The organism is Burkholderia cepacia (assembly GCF_029962485.1).
GTDB lineage: Bacteria > Pseudomonadota > Gammaproteobacteria > Burkholderiales > Burkholderiaceae > Burkholderia.
Genome location: NZ_CP073637.1, coordinates 1,132,102 through 1,147,959, shown reverse-complemented (window position 1 = coordinate 1,147,959; position 15,858 = coordinate 1,132,102). Strand labels below are relative to the sequence as shown.

Annotated in this window: 18 protein-coding genes and 2 tRNA genes; 14 read left to right on the top strand and 6 right to left on the bottom strand. The window is 67.9% G+C overall.

Annotated elements, in window-relative coordinates:
• Window positions 1-84 precede the first annotated feature (84 nt).
• The 5 genes from moaA to KEC55_RS05355 all read left to right on the top strand — a co-directional run bounded on the left by moaA (window position 85) and on the right by KEC55_RS05355 (window position 4,046).
• A complete protein-coding gene (gene moaA / locus KEC55_RS05375; protein WP_282507051.1) occupies window positions 85-1,197 on the top strand; it encodes a GTP 3',8-cyclase MoaA in 1,113 nt (370 codons plus the stop codon).
• 29 nt (window positions 1,198-1,226) lie between these two features.
• Entirely contained in the window at window positions 1,227-1,844 is a 618-nt protein-coding gene (mobA, locus tag KEC55_RS05370; RefSeq protein WP_282507050.1) for a molybdenum cofactor guanylyltransferase MobA, read from the top strand.
• A gap of 112 nt (window positions 1,845-1,956) precedes the next feature.
• Entirely contained in the window at window positions 1,957-3,249 is a 1,293-nt protein-coding gene (moeA, locus tag KEC55_RS05365; RefSeq protein WP_282507049.1) for a molybdopterin molybdotransferase MoeA, read from the top strand.
• Between the two features lie 39 nt (window positions 3,250-3,288).
• Window positions 3,289-3,564: a hypothetical protein gene (locus KEC55_RS05360; RefSeq protein ID WP_006476519.1), complete on the top strand. Its 276-nt coding sequence runs from the start codon at window positions 3,289-3,291 to the stop codon at window positions 3,562-3,564.
• A complete protein-coding gene (locus KEC55_RS05355) occupies window positions 3,561-4,046 on the top strand; it encodes a GNAT family N-acetyltransferase (RefSeq protein ID WP_282507048.1) in 486 nt (161 codons plus the stop codon). The genes KEC55_RS05360 and KEC55_RS05355 overlap by 4 nt, the downstream gene beginning before the upstream one ends.
• Before the next feature lie 87 nt (window positions 4,047-4,133).
• Here the strand turns inward: KEC55_RS05355 and KEC55_RS05350 are convergent, their stop codons facing one another.
• The 5 genes from KEC55_RS05350 to pncB all read right to left on the bottom strand — a co-directional run bounded on the left by KEC55_RS05350 (window position 4,134) and on the right by pncB (window position 10,104).
• Window positions 4,134-5,612, bottom strand: a complete 1,479-nt coding sequence (locus KEC55_RS05350; RefSeq protein WP_176046826.1) for a DNA recombination protein RmuC — start codon at window positions 5,610-5,612, stop codon at window positions 4,134-4,136.
• A complete protein-coding gene (locus KEC55_RS05345) occupies window positions 5,609-6,598 on the bottom strand; it encodes a 2-hydroxyacid dehydrogenase (RefSeq protein WP_282507047.1) in 990 nt (329 codons plus the stop codon). Before KEC55_RS05345 ends, KEC55_RS05350 begins: the two co-directional genes overlap by 4 nt.
• Before the next feature lie 81 nt (window positions 6,599-6,679).
• Entirely contained in the window at window positions 6,680-8,110 is a 1,431-nt protein-coding gene (locus KEC55_RS05340; protein ID WP_282507046.1) for a sodium:proton antiporter, read from the bottom strand.
• Window positions 8,111-8,153: 43 nt separating this feature from the next.
• On the bottom strand, window positions 8,154-8,816 hold the full coding sequence (locus tag KEC55_RS05335) for a LutC/YkgG family protein (RefSeq protein WP_282507045.1): 663 nt from the start codon (window positions 8,814-8,816) through the stop codon (window positions 8,154-8,156).
• A gap of 88 nt (window positions 8,817-8,904) precedes the next feature.
• The gene (pncB, locus tag KEC55_RS05330) at window positions 8,905-10,104 is read right to left on the bottom strand and encodes a nicotinate phosphoribosyltransferase (RefSeq protein ID WP_282507044.1); all 1,200 of its coding nucleotides are present in this window, start codon (window positions 10,102-10,104) and stop codon (window positions 8,905-8,907) included.
• Window positions 10,105-10,393: 289 nt separating this feature from the next.
• Here pncB and fdxA point away from each other — a divergent pair, with 289 nt between their 5' ends.
• The 8 genes from fdxA (at window position 10,394) to KEC55_RS05290 (ending at window position 14,741) form a co-directional block, all read left to right on the top strand.
• Window positions 10,394-10,717, top strand: coding sequence for a ferredoxin FdxA (gene fdxA / locus KEC55_RS05325; RefSeq protein WP_059235411.1), 324 nt, complete (start codon window positions 10,394-10,396; stop codon window positions 10,715-10,717).
• Between the two features lie 103 nt (window positions 10,718-10,820).
• Window positions 10,821-10,896 (top strand) — tRNA-Asn (locus KEC55_RS05320).
• A gap of 71 nt (window positions 10,897-10,967) precedes the next feature.
• Window positions 10,968-11,043 (top strand) — tRNA-Asn (locus tag KEC55_RS05315).
• Between the two features lie 127 nt (window positions 11,044-11,170).
• Window positions 11,171-11,656, top strand: coding sequence for a CreA family protein (locus KEC55_RS05310; RefSeq protein ID WP_175843089.1), 486 nt, complete (start codon window positions 11,171-11,173; stop codon window positions 11,654-11,656).
• Window positions 11,657-11,718: 62 nt separating this feature from the next.
• Complete coding sequence (locus KEC55_RS05305) at window positions 11,719-12,618, top strand: AraC family transcriptional regulator (protein WP_282507043.1); 900 nt, start codon at window positions 11,719-11,721, stop codon at window positions 12,616-12,618.
• Between the two features lie 87 nt (window positions 12,619-12,705).
• Entirely contained in the window at window positions 12,706-13,458 is a 753-nt protein-coding gene (locus KEC55_RS05300) for an AzlC family ABC transporter permease (RefSeq protein ID WP_176046819.1), read from the top strand.
• On the top strand, window positions 13,455-13,793 hold the full coding sequence (locus KEC55_RS05295) for an AzlD domain-containing protein (protein WP_282507042.1): 339 nt from the start codon (window positions 13,455-13,457) through the stop codon (window positions 13,791-13,793). The genes KEC55_RS05300 and KEC55_RS05295 overlap by 4 nt, the downstream gene beginning before the upstream one ends.
• Before the next feature lie 162 nt (window positions 13,794-13,955).
• Window positions 13,956-14,741, top strand: coding sequence for a DUF4088 family protein (locus KEC55_RS05290; RefSeq protein ID WP_282507041.1), 786 nt, complete (start codon window positions 13,956-13,958; stop codon window positions 14,739-14,741).
• A 128-nt stretch (window positions 14,742-14,869) separates the two neighbouring features.
• Here the strand turns inward: KEC55_RS05290 and KEC55_RS05285 are convergent, their stop codons facing one another.
• Window positions 14,870-15,271 (bottom strand): hypothetical protein, encoded by a 402-nt coding sequence (locus KEC55_RS05285; RefSeq protein ID WP_282507040.1) that lies wholly within the window; start codon window positions 15,269-15,271, stop codon window positions 14,870-14,872.
• 270 nt (window positions 15,272-15,541) lie between these two features.
• Here KEC55_RS05285 and KEC55_RS05280 point away from each other — a divergent pair, with 270 nt between their 5' ends.
• Window positions 15,542-15,760, top strand: a complete 219-nt coding sequence (locus tag KEC55_RS05280; RefSeq protein WP_006486208.1) for an RNA-binding S4 domain-containing protein — start codon at window positions 15,542-15,544, stop codon at window positions 15,758-15,760.
• Window positions 15,761-15,858 lie beyond the last annotated feature (98 nt).

Genomic DNA, 15,858 nt, shown 5'->3' with positions numbered 1-15,858 from the left:
CATGTCCGCGCTGCGGGTTTCCGCCCACCGGACCAGTCGGCCGCTTGCGGCTAAAATAGAGATCTGGTTCGCACTTCTTTCAACATGTCCCCACGCATCATTCCTCTCGCCGACGTCAGCGGGATGCCGGACGTCTCCGGCGTCGCGCATGCCCCTGACGGCACGCTGGCCGACACGTTCGCCAGGCCGCTACGCGACCTGCGCATTTCGGTGACGGATCGCTGCAACTTCCGTTGCGTGTACTGCATGCCGCGCGCGGTCTTCGACAAGGACTACCCGTTCCTGCCGCACAGCGCGCTGCTCACGCACGAGGAAATCGAGCGCGTGGCGCGACTCTTTGTCGCACATGGCGTCGAGAAGATCCGCATCACCGGCGGCGAGCCACTGCTGCGCAAGAATCTCGAATTCCTGATCGAGCGCCTCGCACGCCTGACGACGCACGCCGGCCGCCCGCTCGACCTGACGCTGACGACCAACGGCTCGCTGCTTGCGCGCAAGGCGCGCGCGCTGAAGGACGCCGGGCTCACGCGTGTGACGGTCAGCCTCGATGCGCTCGACGATGCACTGTTCAAGCGCATGAACGATGCCGAGTTCGCGAGCGCCGACGTGCTCGACGGCATCTTCGCCGCGCAGGCCGTGGGCCTCGCGCCGGTCAAGGTCAACATGGTCGTGAAGCGCGGCACCAACGACAGCGAGATCCTGCCGATGGCCGAGCGTTTCCGCGGCACCGGCGTGGTCCTGCGCTTCATCGAATACATGGACGTCGGCACGTCGAACGGCTGGAACATGACCGAGGTGCTGCCGTCTGCCGACGTCGTCGCGCGGATCGCCGAACATTTCCCGCTCGTGCCGCTCGAGCCGCACACGGCGGCCGAGACCGCGCAACGCTGGGGCTATGCGGACGGCAGCGGCGAGATCGGTGTGATCTCGAGCGTCACGCAGGCGTTCTGCGGCGACTGTACGCGCGCGCGGCTGTCGACCGAAGGCAAGCTGTACCTGTGCCTGTTCGCGTCGACGGGCCACGACCTGCGCGCGCTCGTGCGCGGCGGTGCGACCGACGCCGAGATCGCGACCGCGATTGCCCGCATCTGGCAGGCCCGCACCGACCGCTATTCGCAGCTGCGTGGCAGCGCGTCGGCCGAAGCCATGCCCGACGGCACCGGCAAGCGTGTCGAAATGTCGTATATCGGCGGCTGACGCACGCCGGCTCATTCCGCTTTCGCACGATGCCCGTTTCCGCCTCCCCCTCGATCGCCGGCCTGCTGCTCGCAGGCGGGCGCGCCACACGCATGGACGGCGTCGACAAGGGCCTGCAGTTACTCGACGGTACGCCGCTCGCGCTGCATGTGCTGCGCCGGCTTTCGCCGCAGGTCGACGAAACGCTGATCAGCGCGAATCGTCACGCCGATCGCTATGCCGAGCTCGGTGCGCCGTTCGACGCGCGCATCGTCGCGGACGAAACACCCGACTTCCCCGGCCCGCTTGCGGGCCTGCTCGCCGGCATGCGGGCGGCGCGCGCACCGCTCGTCGTGTGCTCGCCCTGCGATACGCCCTACCTGTCCGACGACCTCGTCGCGCGGCTGCACGCGGCCCTCGACGCGCAACAGGCCGACATCGCGATGGCCGTGACCGTCGATGCGCTGCAGGTGCGCTCGCCGCAGCCGACGTTCGCGCTGCTGCGCACGTCGCTGGCCGACGATCTGGCCGCCCGGCTCGCGGCCGGCGACCGCAAGGTGCGTGCGTGGTACGCACGCCACAAGACGGTCGAAGTCGAGTTTCGCGACGAGCGTGCGTTTTACAATGCCAACTCCTGGCAGGAACTCGCCGCGCTGGCCCGCCGCTGACGGCACACGCGTCGTTCCCGCCCGGCGCCCGCCGCACGCGAAACCCGCGCCCAGGCACCCTCCTCGCGCCACCGGCCACGAACCCGATACGCCTTGCGGCGCAGTCCGACTGATGATCACGCAATCCTCGTCCGCCTCCCGAACCGATTCCGATGCCGCGCTGTCGCTCGCCGACGCACAGGCACTCGCGTGCCGTTTCGCGGCGCCGGTCGACGCGTGCGACACGGTGACGCTGCGCGATGCGCTCGACCGCGTGCTCGCGGCCGACGTGAACGCGCCGTTCAACATCCCCGCGTATGACAACTCGGCGATGGACGGCTATGCATTCGACGGCAGCGCCGGCACGCCCGCGTCGTCGCAGGGTGACATCGGGATGACGGTCGCCGGCACCGCGTTCGCGGGCCACCCGTTCGACGGCGCCGTGGCAGCCGGCTCATGCGTGCGCATCATGACGGGCGCGCCGATGCCGGCCGGATGCGACACGGTGATTCCACAGGAACGCGTGCGCGTCGACGGCGACACGATCCGTTTCGCCGCGCACGACGTCGCACGCGGTGCAAACTGCCGCAAGGCCGGCGAGGATCTGGCGCGCGGCGCCTGCGCGCTCGCCGCGGGCCGCATCCTGCGCCCTTCCGATCTCGGCCTGCTCGCATCGTTCGGTCTCACCGACGTCACGGTGCGCCGCCGCGTGCGCGTCGCCGTGTTCTCGACCGGCGACGAACTGCGCGAGGCCGGCGAACCGCTCGATCGCGGCGCGCTGTACGACAGCAATCGCGGCATGCTGATCGCGATGCTGGAAAGACTGAATGTCGACGCGATCGATCTCGGGATCGTCCGCGACGACCCGGCCGCGCTCGAAGCCGCGTTGCGCGACGCCGTCGCCGCGCAAGCCGACGCGGTGATCACGTCGGGCGGCGTCTCGGTCGGCGAAGCCGACTTCACGCGCGACGTGATGGCAAAACTCGGCGACGTGACGTTCGCGAGCCTCGCGCTGCGGCCCGGCCGGCCGCTCGCCTGCGGCACGCTCGCATGCGCGACAGGCGGCGCCGGTCACGCGCTGTTCTTCGGGCTGCCCGGCAATCCGGTCGCGTCGGCCGTCACGTTCTACGCGATCGTGCGCCCGGCACTGCTGACGCTGGCCGGCGCGCAAACGCCGCCGCCGGCGATGTACCCGGCGCTCAGCACGCAGGCATTGAAGAAGCGCCCCGGCCGCACCGAATACCTGCGCGGCATCGCGACTCGCGCCGCTGACGGCCACTGGCACGTCACGCCGGCCGGTTCGCAGAGTTCCGCATCGTTGAGCGGCCTCGCGGCCGCCAACTGTTTCATCGTCCTGGGCCACGATACCGCGGCAGTCGACGCGGGCACCCCGGTCGACATCCTGCCGCTCGACGGCCTGATCTGAATTCCACTATTGGTATATCTCTACGGGGGCAATCCGCACATGAAGAAACAAATCTCGTCGATCGCCGCGGGACAGACCGCGAAGGCGCTGATCCTCGTCTACCTGACGTTCAGCGTGCCGATCGTGCTGCTCGGCATTCTCGTCGCCTACATCCGCTACGGGATGGTCGAACTGAGCACGATCCTGAGCGCGCTGCTGCTGAACGCGATCCTCGGTTTCGTGCTGCTGTGGATCGCCTGCCACGCGTACAACTGGGTCGCGTCGCGCTTTGGCGGCATCGAGATCGTGCTGTCCGATCCGCCGGAGGAAGCGTGAGCGACACGCCGCTGATCCGCGCGGCCGAAACACGCGACGTCGGTGCGATCCTCGCGCTGATGCGCGAGCTGGCCGAGTTCGAGAAGCTCACGGATCTGTTCGTCGCGACTGAAGCCGATCTCGCCGACGCGCTGTTCGGCGCACACCCCGCCGCCGAAGCACGGGTGGCCGAGCATGACGGCGCGATCGTCGCGTATGCGCTGTTCTTCCACAACTATTCGACGTTTCTCGGCCGCCGCGGCCTCTATCTCGAGGATCTGTACGTGCAACCGTCGCAGCGCGGCACGGGCCTCGGCACTGCGATGCTGCGTCACCTCGCGGCACTGGCCGTCGAGCGCCGCTGCGGGCGCTTCGAATGGTCGGTCCTCGACTGGAACCAGCCGGCGATCGATTTCTACGAGAAGATGGGCGCCACCGTGCTGCCCGACTGGCGCATCGTCCGCGTGACGGGCGCCGCGCTGGACACGCTCGCCGGACATTGAGCGCACAGCGGCCGCATCGGCGATCGCTTCATGAAAAAACGGGCGCCGCGGCGCCCGTTTTCGTTCCGGCCGGTGCGGCCGCGCGCGTCACGCGTCGTCCGCATCGGCGCCGTCGCTACCCTCCGCGCCGAGCAGCCCGGCCGCCGCGTCGCCCGGCAGCGCCTCGACCTGCTTCAGCTTGCGGCTCATCACGCGCGTACGCTGCTCGGCGGACTCGATCGAGCGCGTGACCGTTTCGAGTTGCGCCTTCGTGCGCGCGAGCACGTCGCCGAACTTGCCGAATTCCGTTTTTACCGCGCCGAGCACCTGCCACACCTCGCTCGAGCGCTGCTCGATCGCGAGCGTGCGGAACCCCATCTGCAGGCTGTTCAGCAGCGCGGTGAGCGTCGTCGGCCCCGCGACCGTCACACGATAGTCGCGCTGCAGCAGGTCGGTCAGCCCCGGGCGGCGCAGGATCTCCGCATAGAGCCCCTCGGTCGGCAGGAACAGCAGCGCGAAATCGGTCGTGTGCGGCGGCGCGACGTATTTCTCGGCAATCGTGCGCGCCTCCAGCCGCACGCGCGCTTCGAGTGCGCGGGCCGCTTCCTCGACCGCCGGCGCATCGGCGCGCTCCTGCGCATCGATCAGCCGCTCGTAGTCTTCGCGCGGAAATTTCGCGTCGATCGGCAACCACACCGGCGGCGCGTCGCGCGTGCCCGCATCGCGCCCCGGCAACCGGATCGCGAACTCGACGCGCTCCGTGCTCTTCGGCACCGTCGCGACGTTCTTCGCGTACTGTTCGGGCGTCAGCATCTGTTCGAGCAGCGCCTCGAGCTGGACTTCGCCCCAGGTGCCGCGCGTCTTCACGTTGGTCAGCACTTTCTTCAGATCGCCGACGCCGGCCGCGAGCGTCTGCATCTCGCCGAGCCCGCGATGGACCTGCTCGAGCCGGTCCGACACGAGCTTGAACGATTCGCCGAGACGCTGCTCGAGCGTCGCGTGCAGTTTCTCGTCGACGGTGCGGCGCATCTCCTCGAGCTTCGCCGCGTTATTGGTCTCGATTTCCTTCAGCCGCTGTTCGAGCGTCGCACGTACCTCGCCGATCCGACGGTCGTTCGACTCGGTCAGTTGCGTGAGCTGCCGGTTCAACGTGTCGCCGAACAGCCGGAGCGCGCCGGTCTGCTCTTCGCGCGCCTGCTGCGCCTGGCGCTGTACGCTCTCGCGCATCGCGTCGAACTGCTGCGCATTGCCGGCGACGAGCTTGCCGAGCTGCTGCGCGAAGCCCTCGATCTGACTGTTCTGCACGGTCGCCACGCTCGTCAGCTGTGCGGCGAGCGTCTGCTGAAGCTGCGCGAAGCTGCCGGCCAACTCGGTGCGCGAGCCGCGCGCGTTCTCGACGATCTCGCCGCGCAATTCGCGTTCGAGCCGCTCGACCGCGCGCGCCTGCGCATGCGCGGCGTCCTCGATCTGGTCGCCGAGTACGGCCGCATCGTCGTGGCGGCCACCGCCGCGCACGAGCGCGACGATCGCCACCGCGAGCGCGACGGCCAGTACGACAACCGCCGCAAGCAACAACGTCATCGTCATGCGCGCGGCTTCCCGATCACGTCAGGGTTGATCGGATTCGCCGGCTGCCCGGCGCGCGGCCCCTCGCCCAGTGCGGCGATCAGGTTGTCGGCGGCAAGGTTCGCCATCGCGCGGCGCGTCTTTTCGGTCGCACTCGCGATATGCGGCGTCAGCACGACGTTCGGCACCTCGAGCAGCGCCGGATGCACGGCCGGCTCGCCTTCGTACACGTCGAGGCCGGCCGCGGCGATCGTCCCGTCGCGCAGCGCGGCGGCCAGCGCCGCGTCGTCGACGATCCCGCCGCGCGCGATGTTGGTGAGCGTCGCGGTGGGTTTCATCTTCGCGAGTTCGGCCGCACCGATCGTGTGGTGGTTCTCCTTCGTGTACGGCAGCACGAGCACGACGTGATCGGCACGCGCGAGCAGCGCATCCTTCGACACGTACTCGGCACTCAGCTCGGCCTCGATCTCGGGCGCGACCCGCGAACGGTTGTGATAGATCACCTGCATCCCGAAGCCGCGTGCGCGGCGCGCGAGCGCCTGGCCGATGCGACCCATCCCGATGACGCCCAGCGTCGAGCCGTAAATGTCGGAGCCGAGGAAACCGTCGTACGCCCACTTCTGCCAGTGACCGGCGCGCAGCCAGTGCTCGGATTCGGCGATCCGGCGCGCGGCGGCCATCATCAGCGCCCAGCCGAAATCGGCGGTCGACTCGTTCAGCACGTCGGGCGTGTTGGTGCCGAGCACGTTCGCCGCATTGAACGCGGCCATGTCGAAGTTGTTGTAGCCGACCGCCATGTTCGCCACGACGCGCAAGCGCGGGGCCGCCGCGAGCGCCGCCGCGCCGACCGGGTCGCCAGCCGTCAGCGCGCCGTCCTTGTCGGCGAGACGCGCGGCGAGCGCATCGGGTGCGAGCGCGTCGCCGTTGTTCCAGTCGACTTCGAAATACTGCTCGAGCCGTTCGATCACGTCCGGAAAGATCGGACGCGCGACCAGGATCTTCTGCATCGCCATCTCCGTATGCCGCGAGCCGATCGCGGTGCGCGCCGCGCCGCCGGGATCGCCCGCGCTGGGTTGAAAGTCGTCAGGTTACGCCGGGAAGAAGATCAGCGACGTCAGCAGGAACACGGGGACCAGTATCACGAGTGCCCAACCGAGGTACGCGAAGAAGCTCGGCATCTTCACGCCGCGCGACTCCGCGATCGCCTTCACCATGAAGTTCGGCGCGTTGCCGATATAGCTGTTCGCGCCCATGAACACCGCGCCCGCGGAAATCGCGGCGAGCGTCGATGCACCCGTCGTCATCAGCGCCTGCGCATCGCCGCCCGCGAGGTTGAAGAACACCAGATAGGTCGGCGCGTTGTCGAGGAACGACGACAGGATGCCCGTCGCCCAGAAGTACATCGCGTCGATCGGCTTGCCGTCCGGCCCCGTGACGAGATGGACGATCTGAGCGAACGCACCGTCCGCGCCCGCGCGCAGGATCACGATCACCGGCGCGATCGTCACGAAGATCCCCGCGAACAGCTTCGCGACTTCCTCGATCGGCGCCCAGTTGAATGCATTGCCCTCACGCGCGGAACGGGGGGTGAGCGCGAGCGACGCGAGCGTCACGCCCGCGAGCGCGACGTCGCGCACGAGATTCTGCAGCGCCACGTGCGTGCCCCACACGTCGAACGTGATGCCCGGCTTCCAGATGCCGCTCATCAGCACGAGCGCGATCACGGCCGCGAGCAGCACGAAGTTGATCTTGCCGTCGATCGACAGCGCCGCGCCGTCGGGTGTCGGGTCGAGCGCGGCCGGCCGCTCCTCGCCGCCCTTCCGGTAGAAGTACGTATCGAGCACGAAGAACAGCGCCAGCAGCACGACGCAGATGAACAGCATCGGCAGCGCGAGATGGGTGGTGGTCCAGAAGAAGCTCACGCCGTTCAGGAAGCCGAGGAACAGCGGCGGATCACCGAGCGGCGACAGCGAGCCGCCCGCGTTCGCGACGAGGAAGATGAAGAAGATCACGACGTGCACGACATGCTTGCGGTTGTCGTTCGCGCGCAAGAGCGGCCGGATCAGCAGCATCGCGGCGCCCGTCGTGCCCATCACGCTCGCGAGCAGCGTGCCGAGCGCGAGGATCGCGGTATTCAGCTTCGGCGAGCCGTGCAGGTTGCCGTTCACGCAGATGCCGCCCGCGACCGTATAGAGCGCGGTGAGCAGCACGATGAACGGAATGTATTCCTCGAGCAGCGCATGCACGAGCGTGCCGAACGCGGTGCCCGCACCGAACGCGAACGCGAACGGAATCAGGAACATGACCGCCCAGCCGGCCGCGATCTTGCCGAAGTGGTGATGCCAGAACACGGGCGCGACGAGCGGGAACAGTGCGATCGACAGCAGGATACCGGCGAACGGGATGCCCCAGAGTGCGGACAGCGTGGCACCGTCGAGCGTGGCGGCCGATGCGAGCGCGGGAGTCGCGCCAAGCGCGATTCCCGACGCCATGCCCGCCCAGGCGGCATGTCGTTTCATGCAGAACTTCCTTGTTTGAGTGGTAGTGGATGCAGCGGGCGCGTCATGCGCCCCGTACGACGATCACGTGCACGCGGTACGGGCCGTGCGCGCCCAGGACGATGGTCTGCTCGATGTCGCCCGTGCGCGACGGGCCCGACACGAAATTGACCGCACGCGGCAATTCGCCGCGCTCCGCACGGATCAGCGCGAACGCGTCTTCATGCCCGGCGACGATCCGCGAAGCCGGTACGATCGCAATATGTGTTTCCGGCAGCAGGCCTGCCGAAGCATAGGTGTCCGGGCCCGACAGCAGCACCAGCGACCCCGTTTCGGCGGTCGCGCAAAAGCAGCCGGTGAGGCCGACGAGATCGCCGTCGCGCGGCTTGCGGCACTCGACCGACAGGCCGGCGCCGGCCCAGTCGAGATCGGCCAGCGTGCGCCACGCGACGGCCTGCGTCGGCAGGCCGTGAGCGGAAAGATAGCGGGCGGCGGCGGCGGGCGCGTCGGCCAGCGTCGCGACTTCGTCGACCGTGGTCGACAGGCGCGCGGCTTCGTCGACGAACGCGGCGACGAGGTCGGCCGGCGCCGGCGGACGCGGGCCCTGCGGATGCTGCGCGAGATAGTCGGCGACGCCGTCGCGCTCCGCTGCATCGGGTTCGGCCGGGCGCCCCTGCGCCGCGCGGATGCGCGCGAGGATCTGGCGACGGGCAGCGGAAGTGTCCATGAACGGTCCTCGTGACGTTGGCGTGCAATACCGTCGGATTATACCGGCCGCCCCTGCCGCCACGCACCTTCGGCCGAACGGCCGGTGCTCACTTCGACGCGCTTTCCTCGACCGGCTGCGCGATGCCGAACACCTGGCGCAGGTACGCGAGATACGCCTTGTCGTCGCACATGCTCTTGCCCGGCGAATCCGACAGCTTCGCGACCGGCTGGCCGTTGCAACGGACCATCTTGATCACGATCTGCAGCGGCACGTAGCCGAGATCGTTGGTGAGGTTCGTGCCGACGCCGAACGCGAGCTTGCAGCGGCCGCGGAACCGTTCGTACAACTGCATGACCTTCGGGATGTCGAGCGCGTCCGAGAACACGAGCACCTTGGTGCGCGGGTCGCAGCGGTTCGCCTCGTAGTGGCGCAGCATCCGCTCGCCCCATTCGAACGGATCGCCCGAATCGTGGCGCGCGCCGTCGAACAGCTTGCAGAAGTACATGTCGAAGTCGTTCAGGAACGCATCCATCCCGTAGACGTCCGACAGCGCGATCCCGAGGTCGCCGCGGTATTCCTTCGCCCACATCTCGAACCCGTAGATCTGCGAATCGCGCAGCCGCGGGCCGAGCGCCTGGCAAGCCTGCAGGTACTCGTGCGCCATCGTGCCAAGCGGCGTGATGTCGTGCTTCATCGCGTACAGCACGTTGCTCGTGCCCGCGAACTGCGGGCCGAGCCCGTCGCGCAGCGTGAGCGCGACTTCCTCGTGCCAGACCTTCGAGAAGCGCCGGCGCGTACCGTAGTCGGCGATCTTGCAGTCGGCGAACTCGGGCTTCGCGCCGAGCAGCTTGATCTTCTCGCGCAGCCGCTCGCGGCCCTCGCGATAGTCAGGCTCGCGCTGCGTGTTGCGGAAATAGACTTCATTGACGATCGCGAGCACCGGGATCTCGAACAGGATCGTGTGCAGCCACGGCCCCTCGATCACGATGTCGATCTCGCCGCCGCCCTTCGGCGAAGGCGTGATCGAGATGTACTTCTCGTTCAGGTGGAACAGCGCGAGGAAGTCGACGAAATCGCTCTTGATGAAGCGCATCCGCCGCAGGTAGTCGAGTTCGACGTCGGAGAAACGCAGCGAACACAGGCCGCGCACCTCGTCGCGGATCTCGTCGATGTACGGCACGAGATCGACGCCTTGCGTGCGGCACCGGAAGCGGTATTCGACGCTTGCGGCGGGGAAGTGATGCAGGACGACCTGCATCATCGTGAACTTGTAGAGATCCGTGTCGAGCAGCGAAGTGATGATCATGATTGCGGCACCGCCAATATCGTGACAAGGCCTCGGCGCACCGCGCGCCGCCCGGTCTGTCGGCCATGTTACCCGAATGCGGGCCCGACCATCGTGAAACCGCCTGTCGCCCTGCTCCCGGCGCGCCGGCGCGCCATGCGCAGGGTCCTGTCTTGCCCACCCCATAAACTAATCACGAAACGATATAAGCCGGATAGCCGACCACGCCATGCGGGTTTTGCGCTTCAGTTACAATGCCGCTTTTGGCGCAAACGCCACCCCATATATACCGCCAAGCAGGAGCGTTTTAATGACTCACGTTGTGACCGAAGGCTGCATCAAGTGCAAATACACGGACTGCGTGGATGTGTGCCCGGTGGATTGCTTCCGTGAAGGTCCCAACTTTCTCGCCATCGATCCGGACGAGTGCATCGACTGCGCCGTGTGCGTCGCCGAGTGCCCGACCAATGCGATCTATGCCGAAGAAGACGTTCCGGGCGACCAGCAGCAGTTCACCGAGCTGAATGCCGAGCTGGCAAAGGGCTGGCCGTCGATCACGAAGACCAAGCCGGCACCGGCCGACGCGGACGAGTGGAAGGACGTGCAGGAGAAGCTGCACCTGCTCGAGCGCTGATCGCGCGGCGGCCGCAGAAATTTTTTTGTGGATCGTGGCCCAAAAGTATTGACAGGTTAGCGACCACTCCATACAATCTCGTTTCTCTGCTGTTGTTGTTTGTTCCCCGATAGCTCAGTCGGTAGAGCGCCGGACTGTTAATCCGTAGGTCCCTGGTTCGAGCCCAGGTCGGGGAGCCAAAAACACAAAAGCCCGTTGAAAGTGGACGGGTTTTTTGTTGGAACTAGCACACGCAGACGTACCGATTTATTCCCCGATAGCTCAGTCGGTAGAGCGCCGGACTGTTAATCCGTAGGTCCCTGGTTCGAGCCCAGGTCGGGGAGCCAGACAGCGAAAGGCCCGTCATTCGACGGGCCTTTTGTTTTTCCGGCCGCCCTCTCGCTTTTCCGTCTTTCGTCGCCCGCTCACGCGCATGCTAGAGTCTCTGTCCCGCATTCGCCTCCGGTTCCGTCGATGAAGCATCGCCTCCTCCGCTCCGCCCCGTTCGCCCTTCTGTTTTCCGCATTCGCCGCGGCACCGCTCGCGCACGCGGAGGAAGTCGGCAGCGTCAACACTCATTTCCGCGTCACGGGCTCCGATCGCGTGGTCGTCGAAGCGTATGACGATCCGGTCGTGAACGGCGTGACTTGCTACGTATCCCGCGCCCGCACCGGCGGGATCAAGGGCACGCTCGGCGTCGCCGAGGATCCGAGCGAAGCGTCGATCGCCTGCCGGCAGGTCGGCCCGATCAGCTTCAAGGAACCGCTCAAGCAGCAGACCGACGTGTTCAGCGAGCGCATGTCGTTCATCTTCAAGACGCTGCACGTCGTGCGCGTGGTCGACAAGAAGCGCAACACGATCGTCTACCTGACCTACAGCGACCGCATCGTCAGCGGCAGCCCGAAGAACGCGGTCACCGCGGTACCGATGCCCGCCGGTACGACGATTCCGGTCAAGTAACGCGCACACCGGCCGGGCGCGCGAGCGATACACTGTCGGTTCGACCGCTCCCGCGCCCGATCATGTCCGCCCCTCGCCTTCCCGACGCCGCACGCTACTGGCGCACGCCGCTGCTGCCGGAGGCTGATCTCGTCACGGCGACCTATCGCGACCACACGTTCGCGCCGCACTGGCACGACGCGTACACGATCCCCGTGATTCTCGAAGGCGCGGAACGCTTCACCTATCGCGGCAACGGCTATGTCGCCGAAACGGGCACCGTGCCCGTGATCAATCCCGGTGAAGTGCATACGGGCTCGCGCGCGGCCGACGAAGGCTGGTGCTATCGCGTCAGCTACATGCCGGTCGAATTCATCCGCGAACTCACGAGCGCGATCGCCGGCCGCCCGCAGGATGCGCCGTGGTTTGCCCCCGACGTGATTCGCGACGCCGATCTCGCGGCCCGGCTCACCCTCGCGCACCGGATGATGGAAGCCGGCAGCGAGCGCGCCCTGTCGTCGAATGCGCACGGGCAGCCGGCCAGCGACATGGTGATCGACGCGACGCGCATCTACGATCCGCTCGCCGCCGAAACGGCGATGCTCGACGCGCTGTCGACGCTGATCGTGCGCCATGCCGACGCGCTGCCGCGACCGGCGCTGCTCGCGGCGGACGAACCGCGCGTCGATGCGATGCGCGAGCGGCTCGCGGCCGATCTCATGTGCGCGGTGACGCTCGACGACATCGCGCAGGCGGCCGGCCTGTCGCCGTTTCACGCGGCGCGCCTGTTCACGCGCACGACCGGCATGCCGCCGCATGCGTGGCGCAACCAGTTGCGGCTGCAGCGCGCGCTGGCGCCGCTGCGCGCGGGCGTGCCCGTCGCCGACGTCGCGGCGGCCAGCGGCTTCGTCGACCAGAGCCACTTCACGCGCCATTTCAAACGGATGTTCGGCGTGCCGCCCGGGCGCTGGCAGGCGAGCTGACGCGGCCGCCTCCGATTGCGCGAGCGCAAGAACATACAAGCCGGCCCGCCACCGGCCCGCTATCCTCCCATCCATGGAGGAAACCCTTTGAACCCGACACCCGCATCGCCCCCTCGCCGCCCGCTCAACGAATGGCTCGACGGCGCGCGCGACACGATTCCGATGATGATCGGCGCCGCGCCGTTCGGCGTGATTTTCGGCACGCTCGTCGGCGGCGGCCCGCTCGCCGCATGGCATGGCGCGCTGATGTCGCTCGCCGTGTTCGCGGGCTCCGCTCAGTTCATCGCGCTCGGCCTGATCGCGGGCAGCGCGAGCTTCGTCGTCGTGCTCGCGACCACGCTGATCGTGAACCTGCGCCACCTGCTGTACAGCGCGACGCTCGCGCCCTATGTCGCACACCTGCCGCTGCGCTGGCGCGCGACGCTCGGCGCGCTGATGACCGACGAGGTGTTCGCGGTCGCCTATGCGCACTACCGGCACTTCGCGCCCGGTACGATCGGCCCCCACTACTTCTTCGGCTCCGGGCTCGCGATGTACCTGAACTGGCAGGTCTGGACGCTCGCGGGCATCGGCTTCGGCGCCGCGTTCCCGGGCCTGCAGTCGCTCGGCCTCGATTTCGCGATGGCGGCCACCTTCATCGCGATCGTCGTCCCGCAACTCGGCACGCTGCGCTACTTCGCGGCGGCCGCGACGGCCGGCACGCTCGCGTACTTCTGGCAGGGCTGGCCGTACAAGCTCGGGCTGCTCGGCGCGGTCGCCGCGGGCGTCGCGATCGGCGTCGCGCTCACGCTGCTGCACGAACGCACGCGTGCCGGCTCGCGCACGGAGGCCGCATCGTGAACTACGCGCTCCTGATCCTCGGGATGGCCGTCATCACGTACGCGATCCGCTCGACGCTGTTCCTGTTCGGCGAACGGCTGACCTTCCCGCCGCTCGTGCGGACCGCGCTCGGCTTCGTGCCCGTCACCGTGCTGACGGCGATCATCGTGCCGATGACCGTCTCCCCGCACGGCGGCACGGCCGAGCTGACCTGGCGCAATCCGCAGCTCGTCGGCGCGCTCGCCGCCGTGCTCGTGTCGGCGGCAACCCGTCGCCCGCTCGTGACGATCGCCGCGGGCCTCGCGGTGTTCTTCTTCTGGCAAGGGGTCGTGATCCCGCACTGGCTGCCCGCCTGAGCGGACGCTCTACCCGCGCGCGCTCAAGTTTTCGCCCGGCGCGCCGATATAGGGAATGAAGACCCGCCACCGGCCTCTGCGCGCACCGGTCAGTCGACACTGCGCCCGCTCCGGTGCGCCGTGCCGGCCGTCGGCTTGCGCGGGCCGCCATCGAGACGATTCATGGGCCAGATCACCCTTTCCCTCAAGGACGACACGCTCGAGTCCCTGCGCAAGGACTACGACGCGTTCGTGCGCGTGTCGCTGAAACTCGACCCGCAGTTCGCGACGCCGTCGTTCGAGGATTTCCTGCGCGCCAAGCTGCTCGACAACATGGTGCCGCTGACCGAACACGCGGTGCAGCGGATGCTGCAGGGCGGCCAGTACGCGTGGGCCAAGCGCACGCTCGACAAGGAATTTCCGGACGTCGTCGCGATCCTGATGCGACAGGCCGGCGAATTCGGCTTCGGCTTCGCATCGCGCTCCGAATGGACCCCCGACGAACTCGCGAAAGCGTGCCGCGACTGGGCGAAGGCGATCGTCGCCGAAGCGCAGGGCGACCCGTCGCTGATCGACCCGCTCGCGTCGCAGATCAAGGGCGCGGCGCAGGACATCCAGACGCTCGAGGAACTGATGCAGACGCCCGCGTGGCGGCTCGCCGAATCGTTGCGCCAGCGCATTTACGAGGCCAAGCTCGCGTGCGAGATGAGCGTCGGCAGCACCGCGCGCGACAAGCTCGGTGAACTGCGCGGGCTGCTGCGGCTCGGGCTCGCGCACGGCTCGTTCCAGAAGCAGGAAGCGCAGCAGATCATGGAGTACCTGCGGCTGCTCAAGCCGGAGATCTTCGTCGAGGAACCGTACGACGTCTTCGCGCGGCTTGCCGCGTGGCTGCGCAGCGTGTTCACGCCGGCCGCCGTGCGACCGGCGCAGGGACAACCGGGACAGGGGCAAGGACCGCGCCGGCCCTGACCGCGCGCCCATCCCGCTGAAAGCATGAACCCATGAAAACGGCCCGGTTCGCACGCAGCGGACCGGGCCGTCGTACTGCCGCCGGCGCAACGCCCGGGGGGCGAGCGTCACACGGCGTCAGGCACCGCTTACTGCGTGGCGCCCTGGGCCGATGCACCGCCTTCCGCGCCGACCGATGCGCCGCCTTCGGTCGCTTCGCCGGCCTTCGCCTTGGCTGCGCCGACATGGCCCTTGGCCGACTTCGCGGCATGCTTCGTGTGCTTCTTGGCCGAATGGACGGCCGACGTCGCCGAATCCTTCGCGCCGTCGGCTGCCGCGCCGACCGCATCGGTCGCACCGCCGACCGCGTTGCCCGACGCGTTCGCGCCGGCACTGCCCTGCACGCCTGCGCCGACGCCTGCCGCCGGAGTCTGCGCCTGCACGGCGGCACCGGCTGCACCCTGCGCCGCCGTGCCCGTCTGGGCAAATGCGGCCGAAGTGGCGAACGCCGTCAGCGCGGCACCGATCAGCATCGTACGAATCTTGGACATGGCAATTCTCCTCAATGAGTTGTGAGCCCGGACCGCAGCGATGCGGCCCGTGGCACCACCCGCCGCAACACGCAGCAGGTACGACAAAAGACCCGCGGCGCGCCCGGCCGGTTCTCGAATCTCTCAGACTGTTACCCACCGTTTCATTTGCTGACGAATCGCTCACAGTCCTTAACAACTGCATGCCGCGGCGGCCCGCGCTCGCGTGCCGGCCCGCGGTGCCGTATGATGCGGAGCGTTTCCTCCCGCGCCTTGCGCACCTTCTTCGTCATGCCCAACCTGGATTTCACGCTGACCGGCGAATACGTCGAGCTGCACAACCTTCTCAAGATCACCGGCCTCGCGGACAGCGGCGGCACCGCGAAGCTGATCGTCGCGTCCGGCGCGGTGAAAGTCGACGGCGCGGTCGAGCTGCGCAAGACCTGCAAGATCCGCGCGGGCCAGGTCGTGCTGCTCGGCGACACGCGCATTGCGGTGCGCGAGGCCTAGCACCCGCGTCGTTCCCCCTGCCTGCGACATGGCCATCGGTGCACGCGTTCGACACGGTTTGAATAAAGCCGTAAGCTGAGCGTCTCTCAAAATAAATA